Raw genomic sequence first — 24450 nt, 5'->3', positions numbered from 1 at the left:
CATTAAGGGCGTGGGGGCCTCCTGGCAAAGCATTAAACTGCCCCGGCGATTATTGATTGGATGGGAACGCTGTACGTGATTGGAATCGGGCTGCAGCCCGGGCATTTGAGCATTGAATCCATGAATTTAATCAAGAGTTCGGACGAGGCGTTCGCGGAGTTTTACACATCTAAGTCAATCCCCAACCTCATTAACGAGTTGGAGCGACTAACGGGGGTTAGACCTACAATTCTAGGGAGAAGGGATATCGAAGATGAGGGAGGGAGGATTTTGATGAAGGCGTTGGACGAGGGAAAATCCGTGGTTTTTCTCACGATAGGCGATCCCTTAATGGCAACTACGCACGGCGCAGTGGCGGTGGAGGCGGCCAGGAGGGGACATACCGTGAAGATAATTAACTCCGTCAGCATAGTTTGTGCGGCGTTCAGTCAAGTCGGTCTATCTCCCTATAAGATGGGGCCCATTGCGACCATAACTTATGAGCGGCTGGGCTATAGAAGCAAGAGACACGTGGATGTCTTGCTCGACAACTTATCCCGCGGCCTCCACACTCTCCTGTTACTGGATATCGGCGATGATGGAAGCTTCATGGATGCGCGGCATGCCGCTGGATTGGCATCCAACGATATGGCTGAGAGAGGATTCAATCCAGGCGAGTTATTGGTGATATACCTCGCCAGAATAGGGTGGAGCAATCAAACCATAATGGTCTCCGCCATGAATGAACCACCTAATGGGCTTGGGGAGCCTCCTCACGCCCTCTTAGTGCCAGGGGAGCTTAACGCTGTTGAGGAGGAGTTTCTGCTCAACGTAGTAAGGACCGATCCAAGCCTGCTGAAGAAACACAAGGAATTTATAAGGAAATTACTCCGAAAAGCGGAGGTGCCCGGTTGAAGGCTTAAGCACAGCCCCCGCTGGACTTCTTTTTCTGGGTTTGTTGAGCTTTTTTCTCGGCCATACCTTTCCGTCGCATTGCATTTATTATTAAGGTTATCGAGCCGGTTCGATTTTAATGAACACCGAATTGTGGAGGGCAGGCTAATGTTATGTCTTGTTGTTGCTCATAGTTGGGTCAAACGAATATCCCGGAAGCTTTAAATAAAAACTGGAAATGTATTCCCATGAGATCTATAAGGTACGACGATGCATTAAGTCAAATAGATCTGGAACCTGGGGGGTACCGTGATTTAGTGTCCGTGTATTTGGCTGAGTCGAAGGGGAAGGCCGTCTTGATAGAGTCGGGCCCCGCCATTACTGCTGACGAATTGGCAGGCTTGGTGAGAAACGCGTCTATTACCCACGTGATTGTGACCCATGTTCATATAGATCACGGCGGAGGCGCGGGGGGATTGATCAGGAGGTTTCCAGCGACAATTTATGCGCATCCAAGGGCCACCAAGGTGATTCAAAACCCGGACTTGATATGGGAACCCGCCAGGATGGCCATGGGTTGGTTAGGCGAGCTATACGGCAAGCCATTCGATGCGCCGCGCGACAGAGTACGCGAGACCAGCGACGGGGAGGTAATAACGGTGGGCGACCTATCATTCAAGGTGATCCACACTCCCGGTCATGCTAGCCATCACCAATCCATTCTCATGGAGCCGGGCAGGGTATTGTTCTTGGGGGATGCGGCTGGAATTTACTTAGCGGACGTGGATTACGTGATACCCACCACTATGAGTCCCATCAGGCTGGATCTCTATGTTGATAGTATTAAGAAATTGATAAGGGAAAACCCGTCGAAGTTGGCGTATACTCACTTCGGCATAGTTGGCAATGCGGTTGAGAGGCTGGAGGATCACCTGACCCAGGTCGAGTCATGGATTAAGGCATTGAGCGAGTCCTTGGCTGAGAAGAGCGACGCGGAGGAGATACTCATCGAGAGGGATTATAGGTTAAGGCAGGTTATCGATAAGATAAGGGAGAGGAAAGCCCATTACCACTTATTCAAAATGGCGGTTGAGGGAATGGTATCCGCGATATCCCAGTCCAGCGAGAATTTGCCAAAATGATGTTTGCTTCTTCCAGTTAAGCGGGATGGTTTTTTGCATTGTTGGTGTTGATAGAGGATTCTAGTGTTGGAGAGAGGGGGAGGGTTTTTGCGTGTTTTTCCGTGAATGGTGGCCTGTGATAATTAAAAATCGGTAAAGGAACGATAGTCCTCGCCCTTCAAGGCGGGAGGAGGTAGGCATTGAATTAAGGCATTGCGACGCGGTTGGAGCCAGGTATGAGGGGATGTGTTTTCGAGTTGATCGGTTGCCCGGTTGAAGGTTCGATCGCTCAGCTTTATCATAGTTAAAATTGATAAAGGCGCTCCGTTACAGCTTAAACTACATGGATATCAATTCGTGCTTGACGGTACTGATACCTGCTAAAATGGAGGCAGGGATAGGTAAGGTAATAGAGGAGCTGCACGAGCATGGATTGAATAACATCATCACCGTTGTAGATGACTATGATGATCCAACGGCAGCCGCTGCGGCATCTCTTGGTTCACAAGTTGTTAAGAGTGGTGGGATGGGCAAGGCAAACGCGGTTTATGCAGGGCTCAGATACGTGAGGACCCCCTTCGTCTTGGTTATGGATGGCGATTATACATACGATCCCAGCAGCGTGCGGGAAATGCTTAGAATGGCTATCCAGAACGACTTGGACGAGGTGTTGGGGGCTAGACTTATGGGGAAGGAAAACATACCCCCTCTTCATAGGTTCGGCAACGCTGTGTTGACGGGTATTTTCAATCTATTATTTGGAACGAGCTTAAGCGATGTGTTGACCGGGATGTATTTGCTGAGGAGTGATGCGGCTAGGTCGATAATACCGGGATCCAAGGGATTCAGCGTGGAGGTCGATATAGCCTCTCAAATAGCCTCCACCGGAAAGATAGGCGAGCTGCCGATTAAGTACAGGAAGCGAATAGGCGATCCAAAGCTTAGGTGGAGTCATGGGTTAAATATAGGAGTGGACATCATAAGGCTAATGATAAGATACAATCCCATTTTCATTTTCTCGCTGGCCGTTGCCCTCCTCCTAGTTCCTGGCCTTCTATTAACTCTATATACGGGAGTTCAGCTTCTCTTTCGCCACGTGAATCACTTCATTTGGGGAATAATAGCGGTTGAACTGACCAGCACGGGAATGATAGGGCTCATGATGGCCCTCCTTGCGCTTATGATAAAGCGGTTGGAGTTCAGGTTGGTGAATGCGAATAAGGCAGGCAAGAACCCATGCGAGGGACTCGAGCTATAATTCGACCATCCTCCCTGAATTTTCCTAGATCTGCAATATGTCCCTCCTCCGGCCTGGCAATGGTGTTTGCGAAAATATTTAATAAAGAAGGGAGGGTTATGATTGCGTGTCCAATATACGTCGTCTAATACTTGATGTAGATGTGCCCAGCTCCGCCCACCTGATGGATTTAGCCCAAACCTTGACCGAGGTGGCGGGCGTTAAAGCGGTTAATATAACCGTTACCGATACGGACGTCGACGTGCTTGGTCTCTTGATAGTGGTGGACGGCGTGGGCATAGATTACAAGGCATTGGAGGAGTCCATAACCAGCATGGGCGGCGCTATCAGGAGCATAGACCAGGTAATAGCGGGGGAGTACGTCTTGGACCTTGATGCTAAAAAATTAAAGGATGTAGGAGACTAAGTTATGAATGTCGCTGGGCCTCGGCGCCGGCATCGGTAGATATTTGGTGATGGGATTCCTCGACAGCACCGTTACAGCGATAGCCTTATCTCCATTCCTTCCATTGCGGAGTGGAGAGGCGGGCGTGGGTTCGGCATTAATAATAATGTTCATCAACCTAGTAACGGCATTCATGGCTGAGTACACTGAGGAGAGGAGGGATTTGGGCAAGATGGAGAGATCGCTGTTCATGAGGCAAGGAAGCATGTTGAAGACAAAGCTTTACAGGGAAAGGATAATCGAGGTAATCCATAGAAGCGCAGTGTTCGGCGCCGTGTCGTTTGGGGCGGCCATGGTTACGGAGTTAACGGCGGATTTGGTGAAAGTTATGGGAATTCCCGTGATTCCCATTGCATTGCTTGGGATATTTGGTTCGCTCATGAGCAGGTACTTTGGCGGCAATGAATTCGTGTGGTTTGCGTTTTACCTATCAATAGGGATCGCGGCAGCTGGGTTGGGCTTATTAATTAGGTTCTTCCTCCCATGACTAGCGTCGAGGGATGGGCTCCCCGCCGCCTCCCCAACTGCATTATCAGGGCGGGAATTGCATGAATAGACCCAGCACGGCGGCCAGTATGAACATGGTGAGGATTGGGCTGGTCATCTTGAACATGGTCCAAAAAGCGTCGTCGGTTGGGTTCAGCAAGGATTTGGCGGATATGTATATGGACATGGCAACGAATGGAAGTAGTATTATGTACCCGGGAATTGAGTTTACGTAAATGACGTAGAGGAACAGCATATATATAGTAGATAATATGTTGAGCCCCGATATGGTGCTTATGGCGGTGCTCCTCCTCACCAGCACTGGAAGCATTGGGATCCCTGCCTTCCTGTAATCGTCGGAGTACCTCATCACCAGGGACCATATATGGGCCGGTATCCATAGATAAACGGCAAATGATAGGAGCATTGCCTCCAGGTTTATGGGCGCTGCGGCAGCCCAACCGCTCAGCAAAGCAGCATTGCCGGCGAATCCCCCTATCAATATGTTCAACCAAGTCCTTCTCTTGAGAATGAGCGTATATATTATTGAATAGAACACCCACCCCGCTAGCATAAATATGAAAGGCATGAGGCCTAGCCATATGTAGCCCAAAACAAGCCCGGCAGCCGTTAATACGATCATCTCAACCCAAGCCGCTTTCACCGATATTGAACCGGCGGGAAGAGGCCTCTTGGCAGTTCTCGTCATCAATGCATCGACATCCTTCTCGAACAACATGTTTGCGGCAGCGGATCCACCGGTGGATAGCAATCCAGCAATCGCTATCTCAACTAGCCTTAACGCATTGATCTTGGGGATAGCGGCTATTAGATATCCACCAATGGCGGATAGGACCAACAGCCAAATCACGCGAGGCTTCATTAATTCTATGGCATCGCCCAGCTTCATCGACTCCATGGATGAAGCGGGTCGCTTATAATTTTTTCTACCATGCTATCGGCGGTGAATTCTACAAAGCATTGCATCAAGCCGTTGATTTGGCCCGGGCCCGCTCCATGCTCCATTGATGTTTGCTTCTTCCAGTTAAGCGGGATGGTTTTTTGCATTGCGGGTGTTGATCGAGGATTCTAGTGGGATGGGAGATTACGTGTTTTTTCGTGGAGAGGGCGTGGGTCATCGTCATCATGGTCAAGAAGATCTTATTGCTCCGGTTGCTGGAATTAAGGATTGAGTCTTGAGTCTCTTAATCAAATCGCGGGAGATCAATGCATTGAATATCTCCACGTATGCGTCGCTTGGCTCCACGGATCTGATCACTATATCGTAAGCCTTGGAGAGGTTCTTGACGTTTTTAACGCATGCCTCCCTGAACGGGCATGTCTTGCAGAGACCGGTGGATCCCTTGAATATCAATATTCCATATTGAGGATCCATGAAGGCACCTCTATCATTTCTCAGGCGGAGCTTTATCTCTCCATCGGAGTAATCCGCGTTGAAAGCCACGAATAGTGCCGCGGCGGGCTCGTAGCATTTACCCCTATGGATCAGCCAGTTGGCCTTAATCAATGCCTTCAAGTGCCTAGCCAGTTGGCCCCTCGGTATTCCGCTTGACTTCAATAGATCGGTGAAGCTGCATTCCCCCTTAGCCGCCGCCTCCATTATCTTGAGATTAAGCGACTGGAACACAATGTCGAAGCTGTCCACGGGCATCAGGATGTAGCTCTTCAATTCCCCCTTAAGGTTACCCATTGATACAAAAACGTTACCTGCATTGACTTCCTGCATGTTTACTGCGCCGGGGGCAAGCGGAAATTCTTTACGCGGCTAACAGCGCGTCGTGTTGCCGGAGATGCTTGATCTGTCCTAGATGGAGATAGCGGAGCATGCTGGATCGAGTTGCTGCATTAAGGCATTGCTCAACGCCGATTCGCTAAGCAATGGGGAATTACTAGGAGGTTAGTTGAACATGCGTATCGCTTGCGTTGGGCTTCACCTGATATATGTAAATTGGGTAGGCAGTTCCCCCCGCGTCTGGGAGCAACGTGACTCCGGTCCCGAATTGAGTCACCTTGGTGGCATTGATTACTTGATCTGTGACCAGGTAAACGGTTCCATTCAAGGCCTCCGCGGTTTGTTGCGGGTCGTATGAAACCACTATGTTGTGGCCAAACCTATCGGCCAGGTGCATGAAGGTATAGGTGCAGTAATCAGTGACGTAAGTGCCATTATGGGTATCCGCGTATAGCCCGGCCTCGTACGCGTACCGCTCCGTGGGAACCACGGTGCAGGCCCTAGCATATGTTCCCTGCACTAGCAGCGTCGAGTCGCCGGGAAACAGGGATGGAACTATTGGCGCCCATGTCCACGCGATGTCCAGCAACATGAAGGCTACTGCGAATGCCGCCGCTAAAAACTTGGGCTTTGTGGATAGCGGGACTAGGGCTACCGGCAACATCAAGCTCCACCTCCACCACTGAACGAAGCTATAGGCCGGGGCCAGGGCGGCCGGCAGCGTTATTATGAGGAGCCAGAGAAGAACGGCGGCGATGCTGAACGGCGGCCTCCTCCTGTAGTGAGAGGCGAGCAGTATGAGAGGCCACATGGCCACCAGCAGCGGTCCAAGATACTGGCTCAACGCTTGGGTGAAAATTACGGAGCGACTCTCGGTCAGTGGACTGGACACGCTAACGCTCACGCCCGTTGTCGTGTGCATTAACGCGACGTGGAGCGGGGCAAAGTTAGTGTAAACTATATCTCCCATAACGCCCACCAGGCCCAGCATAAGCCATCGCGGGTTCCTGTCCTTAACGGCGAAGTATGACAAGAACAAAAGGGCAGTGAGGGTGGCGGAGGTTTGGTGAGCCAGCGTCGACAATATGGCCAATATAGCCAACATGCCCCACTTTCTCTCTCCCTTTATATGCCTCTCGAATTCAGCGATGGTTAATAGAAGGAATATTATTCCCAGCATGTTCCTGCTGAGCTCCCATGAAATCGAGTATGTGGTGGGGTAGAACGTGAATAGCGTGGCTCCTATGAATGCCTCCCCCCTCTCCATGCCCAGCCTCTTCAAGGCGTAATCCATTGCCACGCCCATAAATCCAAGCAATGCTGGGTTAACGAATTTGAAGATGATCCATGGGCTCACAGCAAACGATAATGGATACAAAAACATATAGAGAAGCGGTGGAAGAATAGAGGGGCCGCCGTACCACCACGTATAGGTAAAGAAGGTGGGTTTCAAGGCATAGTCCATCAATGTGGCTGCGTATTCAGGAGTATCATAGCCCACAAACCATGGCCAAGTAACGATCTCTGGTATCAATCGTACCAGGAATGCCGCCGTGAATATCACTAGATAATCATGGGCAATGGCGAACTCGGCAATGCTCTTGAGTCCACCCATTAATTCATCCTTTATTGATGGATGTCCCTTGCTGCCCGACAATGATAAGGAGTACTCCGCCATTTCCATGCCGGCCAGCATGATGATAGCATACGCATCGGCCGGTTGCCTAAGATAGCCCCAACTGTTGGTTCCTATCAATGGAAATACGCCCCCCGTCAACACTACATAATTAAATATCAATAACCCCCTACCCGCCCACGCCAATAATACGCCCAACAGAGACATTAGTGAGGAGCTGCTCCATTTTCTGTCAATCTCAAGCGCGAAATGAGCCGTAATCCATATTAAAACCAGCCAAAGCAATACATCCACGAAGCCCGTGGGGCGGGCTAGTTGATAGGCAATTAATATGGGGGACACAATCATTGATATGAAGGCCAGGATCCTCTTCATTACATACGAGGCGATTTCCATTTTAAAAATTTGTCGATGCTCCATTCGCTCCCTTGCATCGGTTCCCGTGACGATCGGCTTCAGTATTTAAAGCTCGGAAGCAATTCGCATTCCGTGCTTTCCGGTAAGGTGGTGCTGGTCACGGGCGCGTCGAGGGGGATAGGGAGAGCCATAGCAGTTGAATGCGCGAGGCGAGGCGCCTCGCTGGTGGCGGTGAATTACTTGAGCGACGAGGAGGGCGCTGAGGAGACGGGCAAGTTAGTGAGGCGGAGCGGGTCGAGGGCATTGCTGGTTCGCGGCGATGTGTCCATTGAGAGCGATGTAATTGATATTTATAGAGAGGTAATCAATGAGGCTGGCAGGCTAGATGGCGTTGTCAACAACGCCGGCCACGGGGACTCATCCATTTGGAATAAGGACTTAGGCTCCCTAACGCCTAGCGACTGGATCGATGTGATGCGGGTGGATGTGATAGGCACGTTTCTATCAATCAAGGAGAGCCTGAAGTATATGCGAAGCGGCGCAATAGTTAACGTGGCCTCCATAGCCGCATTCCAGGGAGCCGAGGGAATGGGGATACCTTATGCGAGCGCTAAGGCGGCTGTAATAGCGTTAACCAAGACGGTGGCGCGCTTGTTCCCATCGATAAGGGTGAACGCCGTTGCCTTGGGGAACATAGCCACTCAATGGGTGAACTGGATAAGCCCCGATACCTTAGCAGCAATAAGGGAATCGATACCCGTTAAGAGGCTCGGCGAGCCCGAGGAGGCTGCTAAGGTAGTTGCATTTCTGCTCAGCGATGATGCAAGCTTCATCACGGGTCACGTGATTCCAGTCGATGGCGGTCAATGCAGTTGCTAGCACTTGCTGAGGAAATCCATCACTGCGGCAATGAATTCCTTCGGCTTATCTAGATAGGCTGGGTGGCTTGCTCCCGGTATGGTAATCACGTTGAACTTCCTCGACAGCAATTCCCTATTCCTCGGATGGGATACGCTATCCCTCTCCCCCCATATGCCGAGGACCGGCACGCCTATCCTATCCAAGTTAACCCTATCCACGTTGACGGGCCCCACCACTATGCCGCATCTAGCATCGTACCCCATTTCCAGGTACCGCAGAACCGTGGCGCCGCCTATTGATGCACCCAGCAATGCCGGCCTCGTTATCTTGAGATCCATTAGAACGCTCCTCAGAAATTCCGCGAAATCCCCCTCATCGCCGTTTATGTGATCTGTTCGAGATCGAGGCCCGTAGGGCATGTCTATGGCATAGACTGCGTAATGAGTGGAGAGGGAGTCAAACACCCCGGACTCCATCCATGCATTGGAGTCGAAATTAAATCCATGAACCAAAACGACCGGCGATCCGCTTGACCTCGACGCCAGATACCTATACTTGATTCCGTTTACACTTCCATGCATTTCCATGTGGGTTACGCCGCTTGCGCCCGCTCAAATGCTTTTCCTAAGCTGGCCGTCGAAAATCACAGTTGAAAATCACAAATCCCTCCACGCAGCCCATTGCCTCCTGGGAAGGCCGGGAGCATTCCTCGTTATTTTTCCATCATTTCATCATATAAGGCCTCGTTAAACGAATCATTCGCCGATATCGCATGCATGTATACATTCACTTGTGCTGGGATCAATAATTTGCCCAGCAAGCCATTTTCGGCCGTCGCCACGTATAGAGTTATATTTACGTCGATGGGGATGCCATTTCCATTAAGGCATGAAATCACAGTTAGGTTATACGCTCTGCTTGCGGCGAAGGGCAGCGGCAGCCGCGGCAGGGTCCTGTTCCCGGTCTCCTCATATTTATAGCAATACAATCCCTGCAAGTTCTCATAAAATGCGGCCTTACCTTCCGTCCCGTTAAATTCAAGGCACTTCCCTAAGGGCACGTGATCGGTCCACGGGCATATGATCAATGACTTATTATATATCCATGCTGCTCCAAAGTAATTGCCCATCAATATGAATCCCCTCTTAATCGTGTTTTGCCCATAGATAGCCTCAAAGCTCTTGGAGATGCCAAGATTGGGCACGTATACATTGCCGTTATATACCACAGTGAAGGTGCCCGACGTGAGGCGGTCTATAGGCGATGCATACAAGAAATAAGCGGCCACTCCAATAACTATTAATGCTGCTCCAATCAATGCAATGATTGTTTTCATGTTCATGTGAAAAGGAAGAGGACCCGGTCGATATTTAACGTTACCTCTACTCCCGGCGTTATTAGAGAACTTAATAAAGGGCCTCAAGCTCTAGGGCGTGGACATAAATGGACGGCGGCGAGGAAGTACTTTGGGTGGAGAAGTATAGGCCGGGGAGGCTTGAGGACATGGTGGACCAGGAGGCGGCGAGGGAGGCCCTCGAGGGGATGCTGCCCAACATACCCCACCTCCTCCTCCACGGCCCCCCCGGCACGGGGAAGACCACCGCCGCCCTCGCGGTGGCTAGGCGGTTGTTCGGGGAGTCCTGGAGGGAGAACACGCTGGAGCTGAACGCCAGCGACGAGAGGGGGCTCGCGGCCGTTAGGGAGAGGGTTAGGGAGTTCGCGAGGAGCCTCCCCAGCGGCGGCGCCCCGTTCCGCCTCGTGGTTATGGATGAGGCGGACAACATGACTGGGGACGCGCAGCAGGCCTTGAGGAGGATGATGGAGGTGCACAGCGGGACTGCCAGGTTCATCCTGATAGCCAACTACGTCTCGAGGATAATAGAGCCCATCCAGTCCAGGTGCGCCGTTGTTAGGTTCTCCCCCCTGCCCAGGGAGGCCGTTGAGGCTAGGCTGTCCCAGATAGCGGCTGCGGAGGGGGTTTCCCTGGACTCGGGGGCCCTCGAGGCGTTGTGGGAGGCCAGCGGGGGGGATTTGAGGAGGGCGATTAACGCGCTTCAAGCCGCCTCCTCCATCTCCAAGAAAGTCACCGCAGAAACAATATACAAGGCAATGGGCAAGGCAAGTCCATCAGTGCTGCGGGCGGTGTTACATGAATTGATCATGGGCGATTTCAACCGTGGAGTGGCCGAACTTCGGCGTTTAATAAAGGATGAAAGCGTGGATCCATTGGATGTGATAGGTTTCGCACATTATGATCTCTTATCATCTTATTCAAGCTATAAATTGCCGGAGCACTTGAAGCCGCAACTAATATATTTATTATCATCCTCCCACTACAGGATAATCAGGGGGTCTGACTCCCTCATCCAATTGCTGGGGCTCTCATCAAAAATAAGATCGTTAATCTCCTCGTCGGTTGCGGGCAGTGAGCCCAGCGTTTAGTTGATCATTTATATAGCTCGCTGAGCTTGAGTATCGTGTTCCAATACGCATCTATCTTGGCTTCGTATAGCTTCATCGCGTCCTCGCCTACTTTAGCGAACCTTCCCTGCAGCTTCATGTACTCGCTTAATGGTTTTCTCTTGGATTTATCCTTGTACATCGCGCTCGGGGGACTTATGGTTAGCTTGCCTTGATTGTACTCCCAGAGAACCCAGATTCCGGTCTCCACGGCTAGCTGTGCTATCTTCACTGTGTAACTATCATCGAACTTCAAGCCAGGGGGACACGGCGCGTAGAGGTGGATGAACTTGAATCCCCTTATCTGGCTTGCCTTCCTTACCTTTGCAATGAAATCCAGGGGATACGCTATGGATGCCGTGGCCACATATGGTATCTTATGCATGAGCATTATGAGCGCCATCTCCTTGCGTTCCTCGGTCTTACCGTTGGGGGATGTCGTGGTCCAAGCCATCCAAGGAGTTGTTCCAGACGCCTGTATGCCGGTGTTCATGTACGCCTCGTTATCGGCCAGTATGTATATCAAGTCCTCATTCCTGGCAGCTGCCCCGCTCAACGCGGCGAATCCTATATCCGAGCTAGCCCCATCCCCCGCCCACACAACTACTGGACCATTATTTCCCCTCATCCTGACGGCGGAGACGAGACCGCTTGCCACGGCGGGGCTTGATGCAAATGGTACGTGAATGGTAGGCACTCCATATGAGGTGGCAGGCGACATGCCTGGAATCACGCTTGAACACCCAGCCGGTATCACCAAGGACATCTTGCCGTTGAGCGCCATCATGACCTGCCTAAGCCCTATCAGCAGTGGACAGCCGGGGCACGCCGCTGTTCCTGGCATTATGAATTTATCCCTGGGAAGCTGATCTATCCTAATGCTCATGACTCATCACCCTCCATCTTCTGCATTAACCATGTCTTCCTGACCCTAATGGGGCCGTTTTTCTCAGTGTCATCTATGAAATCCTTGATTGCCGTCTTCACCTCGCTTGGCGCGACATCGACCCCGGCCAACCCAGCTATTACTCCCTTAAACGAGACGGACTGAGGCACGAGTCCCATTATCTCGGTCGCTATTATGCCCCCCAGCCCAGTCGAGTAGTCCCTGTCGAAGACGATTATGCCCTTAGCCCTGGACGCTATATCCATCACCGCCTCCTCGGGGAATGGCCTTAGGAATCTAATCCTTAGGAATCCCACGCTGTAGCCCTCCTCCCGTAAGTCGCTTATTGCCTTCATTATATCGCCTGACCACGCGCCCGTGGCCACCACTACGTAGTCCGAGTTCTGGCAATTGATGCATTCGACCAGGTCTCCATGGTTTCTCCCGGTCAGCTTGGCATACGAGGCAAACACGTCGCGTATAACCGTCTTCGCCTCATCCATTGCCTCATCCATCATTTTCTTGAGCAGCATGTGGTACGCGTCCGACTTAACCATGTTACCCATAGTTATGGGTTCCCCGCCCGGTTCTATTACGTATGGAATGCGGGGATCGCGTGGGGGCAACCATCCATCGACAACTTCTTGGCTAGGCACCTCCAGCACCTCGGCCGTGTGGCTTAATATGAATCCATCCAATCCTACGGCGACGGGCAATAACACCCTCGGGTCCTCAGTTATCTTATATGCAGTCAACGTCATATCCAGCGCTTCCTGCACGTTCTGAGCCATTCCAATTATCCACCCGCTGTCCCTGATCGCCATTATGTCGGTGTGCTCATCGTGAATGTTCCACGGCGGCCCCAATGACCTAGTGACCACCGCCATGACCAAGGGCAGCCTTGAGGCGGCGGCCCACCAAAGCATCTCGTACATGTAGAACAAGCCGTGGCTGGACGTGGCGGTGAAGGCCCTTGCCCCTCCCGCGGATGCTCCGTACACTGACGCCAATGCGGCGAATTCGCTTTCCACCCTTATGAACTTGGCATTTATTTCCTTGTTATCCACCATCTCGGCGAGCCTCTCCACTATGAGTGTCTGGGGAGTTATGGGGTACGCAGATATGACTTGGGCCCTGGCCAATTTAACCGCCTCGGCCACCGCGTGATCTCCTACCAGTACCTTCCTGGCTTGTCTTTGAATGGTTTCCTGCATGGTCACACCACCGTCTCCTTTACCATATCTATTACCTTGACTGGGCACACCTCCGCACATATGCCGCATCCCTTGCAGTAGTCATAGTTTATCCTCACCGACTTATCCTCGAGCCAATCTATGGTATCCTCGGGGCAGTAGAGCCAGCATAGGCCGCACTTTATGCACTTATCTTGATTCACAACAGGCCTATATGTGCGCCACGTGCCCGTGGCTCCAGCAGAGCCGGGGGCTGGCCTGGATAGCAAGTACTTGGTGAACTCTAGGCCTGCCATCACGCGATCACCTCGGTCTCAGTCGCGATTTCAGTCTCATTGAATGCCCGCCTCACGGCCTCTATGTTCTGCTTCAGGACGCTGCCGCGTATGAACTCCCCCAGGGAGTCCAATATGGAATCCAGCTTTACGAGGCCCGTTGCCTTTGATAGGGCGCCAAGCATGGAGGTGTTCACAACGTGCCACCCAGCTATCACTAGTCCTAGGTCCTCCGCTATTTGATTTGCATTCACCCAATACGTCGGCAGCTCGGTCTTGATGGGCGCCGGCGAGTTGATGATAAGCTTGGTGCTCCTTGACTTGGCCATTCCCATTACATCGACCTGGTTCAAGATGGTGTGCGTCAGCATCATGATTATATCAGCCCGCTTTATCGCGCTGTGCAGCATCACTGGTTCCATTCCTATCCTGGCATAAGACCTGACAACTGCGCCGCGTCTCTCTGCTCCGAACTCCGGCATGGCTTGGCCCCACTTTCCTTCCTTCATGGCTGCAGAGACGAGGATCCTGGCGGCCGTTACTCCTCCTTGGCCACCCCTGCCCAGGATCAATATGTCGGTTATGTTCATGGTTATCGCGGCTCTCATTTCCTAATGGTTTTATAAATTTTTCTCCGGTGTTATCTTTGCTATATTTTCATATATTAATTGATATATATAAAACATAATATTACGAAATACTTATGTAAACAACGAGCAAATATAAAACGACCATTCTGTGCATTACAATGGCGATATACAGACTGTGAATATAATAAGTATTATTATTTAATATATAAAACATATGATATATAAATGATTAATAACAATATATTTTATTAAATATTGTCTTGCATGTGAAGGACTGATTTTTAAGCTGGTAATTTCGACTTGTTGAAAATAAGGTTTAATAGTGGCTACTTGGATGAGGCTCTATGACTAAGTTCATCTTTGTGACAGGAGGAGTATTAAGTGGGGTTGGCAAGGGCGTGACCACATCATCTATAGCCAAGATATTACAGATGAGAGGGGCCTCCGTGACTGCCGTCAAGATAGATCCTTACCTTAATGTGGATGCCGGGACAATGAATCCATTTGCGCATGGGGAGGTTTTCGTCACCATGGATGGCGGAGAAACAGACCTGGATTTGGGGCACTATGAGAGGTTCTTGGACATAGAGTTGAGCAAGGATCATAACATAACGTCTGGTCAAGTATATTTAAAGGTGATAAATGATGAAAGGCAAGGCAGGTATTTGGGGCAGACGGTTCAATTAATTCCCCACGTCACGGATGAGATAAAGAGGCGTTTGAGGTTGGTTGCAGATGAATCCAAGGCTGATGTAGTAATGGTTGAGATAGGAGGCACGGTTGGGGATTACGAGGGGTTGGCGTTTCTGGAGGCGATTCGGCAGATGCGGTTGGAGGAGGATGGCAATGTCATGTTCATACATGTGGCCTTGGTGCCGATACTTGAGACCACGGATGAGTTCAAGACAAAGCCATTGCAGCACAGCGTCATGGAACTGAGGAGGGTTGGAATACAGCCAGACGCCATAGTGGCTAGATCGATGAAGCCCCTCACCCCCGATATAAGGCGCAAGATAGCGCTTTTCACTAACGTTGCTGAGAGCGCCATATTCTCTTCGTTCGATGTCGATACTGTATATAGGGTTCCCGTGCTATTGGATGAGCAAGGGCTTGGGGACCACATAGGCAAAATGCTTGGTTTGCAGCTGAGGAAGGCCGACTGGTCGCTTTGGCTTAAGCTGAGCGATGCCATAGTTAACGCCAAGGATGAGGTCAATGTAGTTCTATGCGGGAAGTACGTGAGGCTTCATGACTCATACATAAGCATAATAGAGGCCTTAAAGCATGCCGGGGCTCACCTTGGCGTGAAGCCCGTGATAACTTGGTGCGACAGCGATGAGGTGGAATCCAGCCCCGACGTGTTGAGCAACATGAAGCCGGATGCGGTGATAGTGCTGCCGGGATTTGGGGCTAGGGGCGTGGAGGGGAAGATAATGACCATAAGGTTCGCGAGGGAAAATAATATTCCATTCCTTGGGATATGCTACGGCATGCAATTGGCGGTGGTGGAGTTCGCTAGGCACGTGATGGGTTACGAGGATGCCCACACGACGGAGGTAAACCCATCAACCAATCATCCCATCATAGATTTAACTCCGGAGGAGGTCGGGGTAACGGAGGTCGGGGGAACAATGATACTCGGCAATAGGGAGATAAAATTGATGGAGGGTTCCATAGTTCATAATATATATGGGTCCTCCAAGATAGTCGAGCGCCATAGACATAGGTACGAGGTCAATCCCAAGTACTTCGATGAGTTGAGGAGGAGCGGTCTCGTATTATCAGGCTGGCGCGCGGATCTAGACAGGGTTGAGACGATAGAATTGCCTAATCACTACTTCTTCGTCGGAACTCAATTCCATCCAGAGTTCAAAAGCAGGCTGACTAGGCCGCAGCCGCTCTTCGTTGCTCTTCTTAAATCTGCCATGTATAGAAAACGGGGATTGTCATCTCCGTATACCGGAGTTCAACCATGACAAAACGAAAGGCAAGCCTCGCCTTTCAAGGCAGGGGCTAGGTTTTTTAAACTACTAAGTGCTAAGCCATGTGGAAAATGTGTCCCCCTAGGGGGATGCCCCATGAGGGCTCTACATATCCCCCGAGTCCCTGGGATCTGGGTGTGGGGGGCTCCCCTCGGCGAGGGGTAGGGGTAATGCTGAGGGCCGGGCCCGTGGTTCACCGCTGGACGAGCGGAGCGGGGTGGGTGCTTCACGCACCCGCCAGCTGTGAAGTGGTGAGGGTGATGGCGGTGCACCACGAACCAATGAACCGCCCAGAGGGAAACCCACTAGGGCGGGGAGGAGGTCGGTGTTAAAACTAGGTGTCAAGGGGAGTTTTTACTAGCCTTGCCATGATTGCTATCCGCCTCATCAATTCATGGGCTTCATCTATAACGTCTCTGGGCGCGCCGTATATGGCTAGGTCGCTGGATATATCCCCGAGCAGCGCGGCAATTCCGTCTATCGATGATGGGGTGCCCATCGATTCTAATTCCATGGTCAGCACCGTCAAGAACGTTATGGACACCGCAATTAACCTGGTCTTGAAGTCATCATCAATCGATGGTATGCATGGAAAACCAAGCCTCCGGCTTTTGATGCACACTTCATCTAGGCTAAACCCATCGCTTGATATATAGCGGCGAAGCAATTCCGGGTCCCTAACCATGCTCCAAAATGCCTCTTCTACGTTCATGCCTACATATTTATTATTTCTAGGGATTATTAAACAATGCCCAATTCCCTCCCATCAAAGCGGTCAATGAGGTTTTTGCCCTAAAGAGCTACTTGAGGTTTATTTAACCGGAGGTTAAAGGGTGGGCAGTAAATTGAGGAGATCCCCAATAGCGAGGGAGGGTCAATCCTTAAGGGATTGTTCGATTAATCGGTGAGCGATCTCTAGAACATGATGGATTTTTAGGCAAGTTTTTTAATGATGGGAGGCAATGCCTCTTGGTGATGAGGCAGCTCGATGATGATCTTGGTGATGTATAGTCTTCGATCGCTGATTGATGGGCGGTGGAGGACCAAGTAATGGATTATACATGCCCGCCATAAGGTGGATTTCGTCTTTCCTTCATGCGGTGGCCAGCGGTCTGGCTCGTATTCTATATTATTTGAAATCGCTCTATGATTTGCATTGTGTGGCATGATTTCGTGAAGCACATGGAACTACGTTGGCGGTCTGGGGAATGATGCGTGTATATACTTATTAAAACCAGAGCGCAGTTGAGCAGTGGCGTCTCTGAGCGTGGTCAGGTATGTTAATGGGAAATTAGCTAGAGAAAGAGTAACGGTGCTGGGGGAGGGGTTTGTGGAATTGCCGAATAGCATTATTGCCTTGCCTGGCTTTGTTGATATGCACGTTCACTTGAGGGGGTGGGAGCAATCCTACAAGGAGGATTTAGAAAGTGGTTCGCGGGCTGCCCTGGCCGGTGGAGTGGTGGGCGTGGGGGACATGCCCAACACGTCGCCTCAGATACGTAATTCCGAGATTGCGGCGAAGAGGCTGGTGGAGGGTCGATCCCTCCCCATAGCTTATAGACTTCATGGTGGCGTCCCCTCCTATTCGGATGAGTTGGCCAAGTACGTGGGTCTTGGAATAAAGACGGTTAAGGTATACCCGGAGGACTTGGCAAGGCTAGATGATTTGGCATCAACCGCGGCATCTCTTGGAATCATGTTTGTGGTTCACTGTGAGGATCCCAACATGTTCAGGTCAGTGGATGGAAGCGATTCATCGATTCATAACTTGGCGAGGCCCCTCGATGCGGAATTGTCGTGCTTCCTTCGAGTGGCTAGGGCTTCCTTGATGCATGGAGTTAGAATACATGTGACCCACGTATCGAATCCCCTGGTAATTAAATTAGCCAATGAATTGAGACATTTGGGCTTGAGCACCGATGTTACCATGCATCACGCATTGCTGGACTACGAGGAATGCGGTCGAGCAGTGGGCGATCCCTTTTACTGCAAGGTGAATCCTCCATTAAGGCCGCATCATCAAAGGATTGAATTGCTAAGGCTACTGATTGAGGGCAAGATAGATATGGTCGCGAGCGATCACGCGCCTCACTCGTTTAATGAGAAATACGGCAGGAATTACCAAGACACCGCCCCCGGATTCCCCGGCCTGGAGACGACTAGCTTGCTTTTAATAGACTTATGGCGAAGGGGATTAATGGAACTTCAACAAATAGTCCTCCTATACTCCACCAGACCGGCAAGCCTGTTGGGAATAGACTTGACTAACTCCCTTGCATTGATAGATACTAAGGCCATCACGGAGATAGATCCCTCTAAGTTTCAATCAAAGGCTCGACACAGTCCATTTGCTGGAAGGAGCGTTATGGGAAGGATTGTGGGCACCATAGTTAATGGGAGGTTGTTAATAGTGGATCAAGAATACGAGGGCAGGTTCGGACCACTAATTGGGGATTATACGATGGTCAAGCCCTAACATTGGCTCTCCGCTGCCTCTCTCTCTAACCGCTTCAGGGATTCAACCGGATCGCTGGATTCGTATATGGATCTGCCCACTATCCCGAAGTCAGCTCCATGCTTCACGGCGCATCCAATGCTGCCGCCCTGCGCGCCTATTCCTGGGCTTATTATCACGTCGCTGGGGAATTGCTCCCTTGCTTTCCTAATTATGTCCGGTTTATTGCCTGGCACCACTATGCCTCGCCGATCTATTGCCTTCGTGTAATCCATGGCCCGCTCCAGCGACGCGTCGTACAGCGTTGGTCCCTGCGTCATGGATATGAGCACGAATACGTCCATCACGCTAGGCGGGGCGTTGCTTGGACCTATGAAGCCATGCATTATTATACCGTCAAAGCCTAGGCCAGCCATTCTTCTAGCTATCTTCTCGTTTATGAAATTTACGTCGGCCATCTTGGCATCCATTATGAAGTACTTATCATCGTGGCCGTTTATTAAGGATTTAACCCCATCGCTGCCCAGCGATAGAATAGCCATCCAACCCAGCTTCACGGCCTTAACGGAGGACCCCACCGCATCCAATACGTTCCAGTACTTCCTTGGTTCCTCCTCATCTATGGCTAATATTACTCGGCTTCTCCCCCTTATTTCCTCAATATTCATGTGGCTAGCCTCTCCGAACCGTATATAAAAATCGCTCTCGTGAATATTAGGCCCGTCGCTCTCCAAGGAGAGGTCTAACGTGGTCGGGCGTAGTTATTATCGTCTTCTTCTCTTTGTCGAATTTTACCTCTATTACTAAGGCCTTACCCCTAGTTCCGACGACGCTCCCCACCTTTCCCTGATACCGCCTATGCGGCGCAGTCACTATGTTGGTGGGATCAATGTCTATTATCACCTTATCTCCTGCGTTATACTTATACATCCACCTTATCAATCCAGGCCTGCCCCTCTCCCTCGGGTGCTTGCTCAATACCTCCCTGCTTTTCGCTCTATATCCATGGGTTCTCTTTGTCATTACCCCTCGCTCACGTCGTTGCTCCACCGTTTAAAAAGCTTCCGAGGAGCTAGGCATAATGCCTTCTCCTTCTCCTCACCTCCACCAACGTGAGCAGAACTACGAGGTTAACCGCGAAGTATATTAGCATGTATGCCAATATCACGTCTAATTGTATTATTCCGTTTATGAATCCATATGCTAGGCTTATCAATATGAAGAGGGGCGATACCATGGATATGGCGACCACGTGGCCATATGGTAGCATCCTTGACTTGGAGTATATCTCCATGGCATTTACCCCAACTATTATTCCAAGCACGAACCCCATCGCGTTTATCAAGGTGAAGCCAGGGCTTATCAACGATGAGAGCGGGGAGCGCAGAACTACCAAGTCTATTGCAACGTATATAGCCAGCAGAAATGATGATACTATAGATAGAAAGAACGTCACCTCATATGATCTTGCGAATTTAACTATCGGCTTGTGTATATTCAACGCGAAGCCCAGCAGGCCCATCCCTATCGATAATAGGAGTATGGACGATACCAATCCCTTTATGCTCAGGGGGATGAATAGCCAAGCCGCATAGATCAATATTATGAGGGCGGGCAACCCAACGGTGTACTTCCTGAGCTGGGGCTCCATCAACGCCTTCAATATGTAGTACCTAGTAAGGACGGCCACCTCCTCGAACCCCCTGGTCTGCTTCACGACTATTCTCTTAATGGATATTATGGGCCTGATGGATCTTATCACGTCCGCAGCGGCTTCATCAGATGGTCCATCAGAGACGAGCACTATGCCGTCGGCGTTGAATTTCCCAATTACGTCGCTGACCTCCCTAAGCACCTTCATGTTGGCCATCACGTCCCCCTTGCTGGAGCCCGCCACGAGCGCCACCTCTATGTTATTCTCACCAAATGAGGTCTTCATGGAATCGTACAGCTGTATTGCGCCGAATATGGCGTTTGCATCCGAATCATCTGGGTACCTCAATATGTAATCCATGGCGACCTTGAGGACGTCCTCGCGGCCTATCACGGGGGTTCTGACGCCCAGCCGTTCCCCTACATCGTCATCTATGTCTACGCACAATATAAGTATCTTGCTTACGTTTGACATTTCGTTTAACTATCCGTTTCCAGTTCGCTTAATATCTTTAACTCCTCGAATGACACGCGCTCCCCATTATCCAGCTTCCTTTTGATCTCCTCTGCACGAGTCCTCAATATCTCCTTTTGCTTCTCCTCCTCGGCCCTCTTCTTATCTGCGTTTATGGATTTATAGGCAGCCACCAAAAGCATTTTGTTCTTGTTCAGTTCATCATATAATTGCCTCCTCCTCTCCTTTAGTTGCTTGGCCTCCACGTATTTGGACAGCATGTATGCCTTGATCTCATCCCTCTCCTTCTTGAGCGAGTCCCGTTGTTCCTTTAATTTTATCAATTCCTCTCTCTCCTTATTGATTTCCTCTATTAACGATTTTATCTGAGCCTTTATTTCCTGGTATCGTCCCTCATATAATTCCTTCATTCTAGCGGCCAATTGCTTCCTCCTCTCCGCCATTTCCTTCACTTTATTCCTCTCCTCATCGAGCCTGGCCTGCAGCTTCTCAAGAGTCTCCGCGGTAACCATCTCCTCCTCCAACTGGGATATCATTTTATAGAACTCCTTCTCACGCTGGGGATCGGTGGGGGTCGTTTCATGATCGTATTCCATCTTCTCTATCAATTCCTTTAACTGATCCTTATCCCTTATCCTGCCATCCGTGTATTCCATGGCTAGCTTAATCAAGTCCCTTAGCTTCGCCACCTTTTCCCTGACCTTATTCATCTCATCGAGTATTCCATCCCTTTCCTCCTTCATTTTTCTCATCTCGCCGACAAGGGAGTTCCGCTCCTCAACTAGCTTTGCTATGTTGGACCTAATCTCCCCCAGCCTCTGTCTTTTCTGGTTAACTTGGCCTATCAATTCATTTATCCGCCCCCTGATCTCGTTCAGCCTATTCTTCTTCTCGTTCATGTCGGCATAAAGATCGTCTATTTGCTTACTGATGACCCCTATTTCATTATTTATCTCGGAAATCTTGCGCTTCAGCTCATCTATGTTTAGCAAGGCCATCCGTCCCCAGAGATTAATGACATGTTTATAACTTTTTCCAAGGAAAACATGCAATCACATGCGCGTAATGCTGAGCGAGGCTAATGTGTGAAGCGATTAATTCAAAAGGATTAACGGGCCAAATAGCATCGAAACCCGGTAGTGCTTCGTTTGAACTGGGGGCTTGGATACATTTTATAAAAGTCCGAAGCAGCCGCGTTATAGATGGGCGCCGTAGAGGCTAGGGAAATTAAGAAGCGATTCGCTGCATTCGAGAGGACCGGATTGATTGGCAGGAGGAGGATAGTAGTCAACGCGTTGACTGGCTTATCCTTCGACATAAGATGGGGAGAAGCCTACGGTCTCCTGGGCCCCAATGGAGCGGGGAAATCCACCGCGGTGAAGATACTATCAACGTTGTTGCTGCCTGATGAGGGCTCCGCCACGGTTAATGGATTCGACGTGGTATCCCAGCCGCGGGAGGTGAGAAGGAGCATAGGCTTGGTGCTTTATCCAGATAAGGGATTCTATGCCAGGCTGAGCGGGCGCGAGAACCTTGTATATTTCGGGCGCCTCTACGGTTTGAATAAATCGGAGGCGGATAGTAGGGCAACGGAGTTGTTGAAGTTGATGGATTTATCTAATGCCGCTGATAGGCCTTATGAAGAGTACAGCCTAGGCATGAGGGTTAGGCTCTCCATTGCTAGGGCGTTAATACATGATCCTCCAGTGATTTATTTGGATGAGCCCACCATAGGTCTGGATCCCATTTCCTCCAAGTCCGTTAGGGAGCTATTAATGGAATTGAAGAAGAACGGAAAGGCAATACTCCTGACCAGCCACAACCTCTGGGAGGTGGAGGAGGTGTGCGATGAGGTGGGCATAATAAACGGCGGTCGCATAATTATGGAGGGGGAACCAAGCGAGATAAAGGCTAGGCTGGGTCTCAAGTATGTGATAGAGATTGATGTAAATGTCGGGTCATCCCTGAGGACTCTTAGGGTGGAGACTAAGGATCCGGCGGCTGAGCTGAGAAGGTTGTTGGGGGAGGTGAATGGGGAGGTTAAGGGGATCAAGATAAGGGAGCCAACCCTGGAGGAGGCGTTCGTGGCGGCGGTCAGCAATGGGCGCAATTAATGAGTTCACGGCGGTTATGGAGAACGAGTTCAGGATAATAAGCAGGGAGCCAGGAGGCCTCGCGTTGCTCGTGATATTGCCGTACTTCGTGGCGGGGGGCACGGCTGTGATAGCCTCGTTCCTGGCCAGCGTGAACAGGTATAGATTCGCGGAGCAGTTCATAGGGTTCGAGGTTGTCATGCTTTCCATAATAATGATGCAGACGGGCGCGCGGTTCTTGCGGGAGGAGAGGAACGGGGGTCGGCTGGAGTACTTGCTGGCATCCCCAACTAATATGTTCGTGATACTATTCGGGACCTCGCTTGTCATGGCGTCATCCATAGTCGCCGCATTCACAGTGTCCCTCATGCCCATAGCCTACGGAGTATACGGGATTCAGGGAATGATGAGGGCACTGGCATCGATAGTTTTATTGCTGATAGGCTTGATGCCTTTATACGGATTAGGCCTGGCGCTCAGCGGCTTGGTTCTGAGGTTCAGGGACTCGGATTCATTGATGGGATTAATAACGTCGGCGGCGTCGTTGTTATCGGGGGCCACGTACCCCATACAAGCGCTGCCTCTCTGGTTGGGCTTCTTGGTGAGGGTTCTTCCAATGCATGCTTTGGATGATGCCTTGTATTACGAATTGATCGGTTATTTAAACGCGACCCACGTGGCTTACCTGGTCCTGGCCTCGGCCGTCTACCTATCACTGGGTGCGTACCTATATGGCAGGCTACAGAAATCGCTTCTTAGGAAGGGCATTGTATGACGTGCTCAACGAGGTGGAGCGGGGACTTAGGTCTCTCCTCTCCAGGCCCGCCTCGTTGGTGATGGGGATGATCAGTGCCCCTCTCTGGTTGGCCTTCTTCGTCCTATCACTGGAGGGATACGGCCTGTCCCTTGGGGGCCTTACCATTCAATTATTGATATGGATATCATACTCCTTCTCCCTCTACTCCACGTGGCTCTGGGAGTTCGGGCAAGGCATGCTGGACGAGCATCAAGATGGCGTGTTGGAGTACGTGATGGGCAGTGGCTCCTCGCTGTTCAGGCACGTGATGGGCAGCGGCCTAGCCCTGCTGATATACACCGTGCTGGATCTGGCGGTGATACTGGCCAGCTTCGCCGCTGTGTTTAGGGTGGAGCCCACAATAATGGATCCGGCCGCGTTTTTCATCTCAGTGGTGATGGCCTCCCTCTCCCTGCTTTCATTAGCATCAATATATGCCATAATGGTCGCTGGGTTAAGGTCCAGCTGGGTGGTGACCGACGTTCTCCAATTCATCTTGCCTGCAGTGGGCGGTCTACTGCCCAGCGAGTTCAGCCCAGCCATAAGGCTGATAAACGAGTACTCGCCGCTGGCATATCCCTTCGTTTTGATGAGGGAGAGCGCGACCGGCGTGAATGAGTTGGGCATTCCAATTCAGTTACAGTTGGCATATTCGCTTATATTCACGGCAATCATGTTAGGCGCGGCGTGGCTGATTCTCGGAAAGGCCGATGAAAGGCTGAGGAGAACTGGCTCTCTCGGCTTGAGGTGAGGGCGAGTAGTCAGTAGCGGTGGGCTCCTATTATGGGCGAGGTCAGTCCAT

At 50.8% G+C, this 24450-nt stretch carries 26 protein-coding genes; 12 read left to right on the top strand and 14 right to left on the bottom strand.

Translation table 11 applies throughout. From position 1 onward, the window contains the following. Positions 1-60: 60 nt before the first annotated feature. From dph5 to ACZ5ZS_RS00765, 5 genes are all read left to right on the top strand, one after another. Positions 61-894, top strand: coding sequence for a diphthine synthase (dph5, locus tag ACZ5ZS_RS00785; protein ID WP_188596030.1), 834 nt, complete (start codon positions 61-63; stop codon positions 892-894). 227 nt (positions 895-1121) lie between these two features. Beyond that, positions 1122-2015 (top strand): MBL fold metallo-hydrolase, encoded by an 894-nt coding sequence (locus tag ACZ5ZS_RS00780; RefSeq protein ID WP_188596029.1) that lies wholly within the window; start codon positions 1122-1124, stop codon positions 2013-2015. Between the two features lie 322 nt (positions 2016-2337). After that, entirely contained in the window at positions 2338-3252 is a 915-nt protein-coding gene (locus ACZ5ZS_RS00775; protein ID WP_188596028.1) for a glycosyltransferase family 2 protein, read from the top strand. 106 nt (positions 3253-3358) lie between these two features. Continuing rightward, entirely contained in the window at positions 3359-3658 is a 300-nt protein-coding gene (locus ACZ5ZS_RS00770) for a DUF211 domain-containing protein (RefSeq protein ID WP_075059790.1), read from the top strand. Between the two features lie 7 nt (positions 3659-3665). Then, positions 3666-4184: a hypothetical protein gene (locus ACZ5ZS_RS00765; RefSeq protein ID WP_188596027.1), complete on the top strand. Its 519-nt coding sequence runs from the start codon at positions 3666-3668 to the stop codon at positions 4182-4184. 45 nt (positions 4185-4229) lie between these two features. On the opposite strand, the gene cyoE is transcribed toward ACZ5ZS_RS00765, so the two are convergent. The 3 genes from cyoE to ACZ5ZS_RS00750 form a co-directional block, all read right to left on the bottom strand. After that, the gene (gene cyoE / locus ACZ5ZS_RS00760; protein WP_188596456.1) at positions 4230-5093 is read right to left on the bottom strand and encodes a heme o synthase; all 864 of its coding nucleotides are present in this window, start codon (positions 5091-5093) and stop codon (positions 4230-4232) included. 240 nt (positions 5094-5333) lie between these two features. Beyond that, positions 5334-5894 carry a winged helix-turn-helix domain-containing protein gene (locus ACZ5ZS_RS00755; RefSeq protein WP_188596026.1) on the bottom strand — a complete coding sequence of 187 codons (561 nt, stop codon included), beginning with the start codon at positions 5892-5894 and terminating at the stop codon, positions 5334-5336. Between the two features lie 199 nt (positions 5895-6093). Further along, positions 6094-7947 (bottom strand): hypothetical protein, encoded by a 1854-nt coding sequence (locus ACZ5ZS_RS00750; protein ID WP_188596025.1) that lies wholly within the window; start codon positions 7945-7947, stop codon positions 6094-6096. 114 nt (positions 7948-8061) lie between these two features. Between ACZ5ZS_RS00750 and ACZ5ZS_RS00745 the strand changes: the two genes are divergently transcribed. After that, entirely contained in the window at positions 8062-8808 is a 747-nt protein-coding gene (locus tag ACZ5ZS_RS00745; RefSeq protein ID WP_229657647.1) for an SDR family NAD(P)-dependent oxidoreductase, read from the top strand. Here the strand turns inward: ACZ5ZS_RS00745 and ACZ5ZS_RS00740 are convergent. Continuing rightward, complete coding sequence (locus ACZ5ZS_RS00740) at positions 8805-9377, bottom strand: alpha/beta fold hydrolase (RefSeq protein ID WP_229657646.1); 573 nt, start codon at positions 9375-9377, stop codon at positions 8805-8807. The genes ACZ5ZS_RS00745 and ACZ5ZS_RS00740 overlap by 4 nt on opposite strands. 125 nt (positions 9378-9502) lie before the next feature. After that, complete coding sequence (locus ACZ5ZS_RS00735; RefSeq protein WP_188596023.1) at positions 9503-10132, bottom strand: hypothetical protein; 630 nt, start codon at positions 10130-10132, stop codon at positions 9503-9505. 101 nt (positions 10133-10233) lie between these two features. Between ACZ5ZS_RS00735 and ACZ5ZS_RS00730 the strand changes: the two genes are divergently transcribed. Further along, positions 10234-11232, top strand: coding sequence for a replication factor C small subunit (locus ACZ5ZS_RS00730; protein WP_464858383.1), 999 nt, complete (start codon positions 10234-10236; stop codon positions 11230-11232). 4 nt (positions 11233-11236) lie between these two features. On the opposite strand, the gene ACZ5ZS_RS00725 is transcribed toward ACZ5ZS_RS00730, so the two are convergent. From ACZ5ZS_RS00725 to ACZ5ZS_RS00710, 4 genes are read right to left on the bottom strand one after another with little or no spacing between them, the layout of a single operon-like run. Then, positions 11237-12136, bottom strand: coding sequence for a 3-methyl-2-oxobutanoate dehydrogenase subunit beta (locus tag ACZ5ZS_RS00725; protein ID WP_188595985.1), 900 nt, complete (start codon positions 12134-12136; stop codon positions 11237-11239). Further along, positions 12133-13350: a transketolase C-terminal domain-containing protein gene (locus ACZ5ZS_RS00720; protein WP_229657639.1), complete on the bottom strand. Its 1218-nt coding sequence runs from the start codon at positions 13348-13350 to the stop codon at positions 12133-12135. Before ACZ5ZS_RS00720 ends, ACZ5ZS_RS00725 begins: the two co-directional genes overlap by 4 nt. Before the next feature lie 2 nt (positions 13351-13352). After that, complete coding sequence (locus ACZ5ZS_RS00715; protein WP_188596022.1) at positions 13353-13625, bottom strand: 4Fe-4S binding protein; 273 nt, start codon at positions 13623-13625, stop codon at positions 13353-13355. Continuing rightward, on the bottom strand, positions 13625-14212 hold the full coding sequence (locus ACZ5ZS_RS00710) for a 2-oxoacid:acceptor oxidoreductase family protein (RefSeq protein WP_188595983.1): 588 nt from the start codon (positions 14210-14212) through the stop codon (positions 13625-13627). The genes ACZ5ZS_RS00715 and ACZ5ZS_RS00710 overlap by 1 nt, the downstream gene beginning before the upstream one ends. A 326-nt stretch (positions 14213-14538) precedes the next feature. Here ACZ5ZS_RS00710 and ACZ5ZS_RS00705 point away from each other — a divergent pair, with 326 nt between their 5' ends. Further along, on the top strand, positions 14539-16170 hold the full coding sequence (locus tag ACZ5ZS_RS00705; RefSeq protein WP_188595982.1) for a CTP synthase: 1632 nt from the start codon (positions 14539-14541) through the stop codon (positions 16168-16170). A 340-nt stretch (positions 16171-16510) separates the two neighbouring features. Here ACZ5ZS_RS00705 and ACZ5ZS_RS00700 read toward each other — a convergent pair whose 3' ends face one another. Then, complete coding sequence (locus ACZ5ZS_RS00700) at positions 16511-16888, bottom strand: hypothetical protein (protein ID WP_188595981.1); 378 nt, start codon at positions 16886-16888, stop codon at positions 16511-16513. Between the two features lie 540 nt (positions 16889-17428). Between ACZ5ZS_RS00700 and ACZ5ZS_RS00695 the strand changes: the two genes are divergently transcribed. Next, complete coding sequence (locus ACZ5ZS_RS00695; protein ID WP_188595980.1) at positions 17429-18652, top strand: amidohydrolase family protein; 1224 nt, start codon at positions 17429-17431, stop codon at positions 18650-18652. Here ACZ5ZS_RS00695 and ACZ5ZS_RS00690 read toward each other — a convergent pair. From ACZ5ZS_RS00690 to ACZ5ZS_RS00675, 4 genes are read right to left on the bottom strand one after another with little or no spacing between them, the layout of a single operon-like run. Beyond that, positions 18649-19299, bottom strand: coding sequence for an orotidine 5'-phosphate decarboxylase / HUMPS family protein (locus ACZ5ZS_RS00690; protein WP_188595979.1), 651 nt, complete (start codon positions 19297-19299; stop codon positions 18649-18651). The two genes, ACZ5ZS_RS00695 and ACZ5ZS_RS00690, sit on opposite strands and share 4 nt — an antisense overlap. Positions 19300-19345: 46 nt before the next feature. Continuing rightward, complete coding sequence (locus ACZ5ZS_RS00685) at positions 19346-19654, bottom strand: 50S ribosomal protein L21e (protein WP_188595978.1); 309 nt, start codon at positions 19652-19654, stop codon at positions 19346-19348. 49 nt (positions 19655-19703) lie between these two features. Next, the gene (locus ACZ5ZS_RS00680; RefSeq protein ID WP_188595977.1) at positions 19704-20759 is read right to left on the bottom strand and encodes a DUF373 family protein; all 1056 of its coding nucleotides are present in this window, start codon (positions 20757-20759) and stop codon (positions 19704-19706) included. A 5-nt stretch (positions 20760-20764) separates the two neighbouring features. Next, complete coding sequence (locus ACZ5ZS_RS00675; RefSeq protein ID WP_188595976.1) at positions 20765-21757, bottom strand: coiled-coil protein; 993 nt, start codon at positions 21755-21757, stop codon at positions 20765-20767. 204 nt (positions 21758-21961) lie between these two features. Here ACZ5ZS_RS00675 and ACZ5ZS_RS00670 point away from each other — a divergent pair, with 204 nt between their 5' ends. The 3 genes from ACZ5ZS_RS00670 to ACZ5ZS_RS00660 are packed head-to-tail and all read left to right on the top strand — an operon-like array spanning position 21962 to position 24399. Further along, on the top strand, positions 21962-22873 hold the full coding sequence (locus tag ACZ5ZS_RS00670; RefSeq protein WP_188595975.1) for an ABC transporter ATP-binding protein: 912 nt from the start codon (positions 21962-21964) through the stop codon (positions 22871-22873). Then, the gene (locus tag ACZ5ZS_RS00665; protein WP_229657638.1) at positions 22860-23627 is read left to right on the top strand and encodes an ABC transporter permease; all 768 of its coding nucleotides are present in this window, start codon (positions 22860-22862) and stop codon (positions 23625-23627) included. The genes ACZ5ZS_RS00670 and ACZ5ZS_RS00665 overlap by 14 nt, the downstream gene beginning before the upstream one ends. Then, on the top strand, positions 23584-24399 hold the full coding sequence (locus tag ACZ5ZS_RS00660; protein ID WP_188595974.1) for a hypothetical protein: 816 nt from the start codon (positions 23584-23586) through the stop codon (positions 24397-24399). The genes ACZ5ZS_RS00665 and ACZ5ZS_RS00660 overlap by 44 nt, the downstream gene beginning before the upstream one ends. Positions 24400-24450: the final 51 nt, after the last annotated feature.

This window comes from Thermocladium modestius (assembly GCF_055398215.1).
Note: the sequence above shows the minus strand (reverse complement) of the source record. Positions and strands in the feature narration are given on the sequence as shown.

Excerpts from the sequence above, each read along its gene's own strand:
- dph5 (WP_188596030.1), top strand. The coding sequence starts at position 61 with ATGGGAACGCTGTACGTGATTGGAATCGGGCTGCAGCCCGGGCATTTG.
- ACZ5ZS_RS00780 (WP_188596029.1), top strand. The coding sequence starts at position 1,122 with ATGAGATCTATAAGGTACGACGATGCATTAAGTCAAATAGATCTGGAA.
- ACZ5ZS_RS00775 (WP_188596028.1), top strand. The coding sequence starts at position 2,338 with ATGGATATCAATTCGTGCTTGACGGTACTGATACCTGCTAAAATGGAG.
- ACZ5ZS_RS00765 (WP_188596027.1), top strand. The coding sequence starts at position 3,666 with ATGTCGCTGGGCCTCGGCGCCGGCATCGGTAGATATTTGGTGATGGGA.
- cyoE (WP_188596456.1), bottom strand. The coding sequence starts at position 5,093 with ATGAAGCTGGGCGATGCCATAGAATTAATGAAGCCTCGCGTGATTTGG.
- ACZ5ZS_RS00755 (WP_188596026.1), bottom strand. The coding sequence starts at position 5,894 with ATGGGTAACCTTAAGGGGGAATTGAAGAGCTACATCCTGATGCCCGTG.
- ACZ5ZS_RS00750 (WP_188596025.1), bottom strand. The coding sequence starts at position 7,947 with ATGAAGAGGATCCTGGCCTTCATATCAATGATTGTGTCCCCCATATTA.
- ACZ5ZS_RS00740 (WP_229657646.1), bottom strand. The coding sequence starts at position 9,377 with ATGGAAATGCATGGAAGTGTAAACGGAATCAAGTATAGGTATCTGGCG.
- ACZ5ZS_RS00735 (WP_188596023.1), bottom strand. The coding sequence starts at position 10,132 with ATGAACATGAAAACAATCATTGCATTGATTGGAGCAGCATTAATAGTT.
- ACZ5ZS_RS00730 (WP_464858383.1), top strand. The coding sequence starts at position 10,234 with ATGGACGGCGGCGAGGAAGTACTTTGGGTGGAGAAGTATAGGCCGGGG.
- ACZ5ZS_RS00725 (WP_188595985.1), bottom strand. The coding sequence starts at position 12,136 with ATGAGCATTAGGATAGATCAGCTTCCCAGGGATAAATTCATAATGCCA.
- ACZ5ZS_RS00720 (WP_229657639.1), bottom strand. The coding sequence starts at position 13,350 with ATGCAGGAAACCATTCAAAGACAAGCCAGGAAGGTACTGGTAGGAGAT.
- ACZ5ZS_RS00715 (WP_188596022.1), bottom strand. The coding sequence starts at position 13,625 with ATGGCAGGCCTAGAGTTCACCAAGTACTTGCTATCCAGGCCAGCCCCC.
- ACZ5ZS_RS00710 (WP_188595983.1), bottom strand. The coding sequence starts at position 14,212 with ATGAGAGCCGCGATAACCATGAACATAACCGACATATTGATCCTGGGC.
- ACZ5ZS_RS00705 (WP_188595982.1), top strand. The coding sequence starts at position 14,539 with ATGACTAAGTTCATCTTTGTGACAGGAGGAGTATTAAGTGGGGTTGGC.
- ACZ5ZS_RS00700 (WP_188595981.1), bottom strand. The coding sequence starts at position 16,888 with ATGAACGTAGAAGAGGCATTTTGGAGCATGGTTAGGGACCCGGAATTG.
- ACZ5ZS_RS00690 (WP_188595979.1), bottom strand. The coding sequence starts at position 19,299 with ATGAATATTGAGGAAATAAGGGGGAGAAGCCGAGTAATATTAGCCATA.
- ACZ5ZS_RS00685 (WP_188595978.1), bottom strand. The coding sequence starts at position 19,654 with ATGACAAAGAGAACCCATGGATATAGAGCGAAAAGCAGGGAGGTATTG.
- ACZ5ZS_RS00680 (WP_188595977.1), bottom strand. The coding sequence starts at position 20,759 with ATGTCAAACGTAAGCAAGATACTTATATTGTGCGTAGACATAGATGAC.
- ACZ5ZS_RS00675 (WP_188595976.1), bottom strand. The coding sequence starts at position 21,757 with ATGGCCTTGCTAAACATAGATGAGCTGAAGCGCAAGATTTCCGAGATA.
- ACZ5ZS_RS00670 (WP_188595975.1), top strand. The coding sequence starts at position 21,962 with ATGGGCGCCGTAGAGGCTAGGGAAATTAAGAAGCGATTCGCTGCATTC.
- ACZ5ZS_RS00665 (WP_229657638.1), top strand. The coding sequence starts at position 22,860 with ATGGGCGCAATTAATGAGTTCACGGCGGTTATGGAGAACGAGTTCAGG.
- ACZ5ZS_RS00660 (WP_188595974.1), top strand. The coding sequence starts at position 23,584 with ATGGCAGGCTACAGAAATCGCTTCTTAGGAAGGGCATTGTATGACGTG.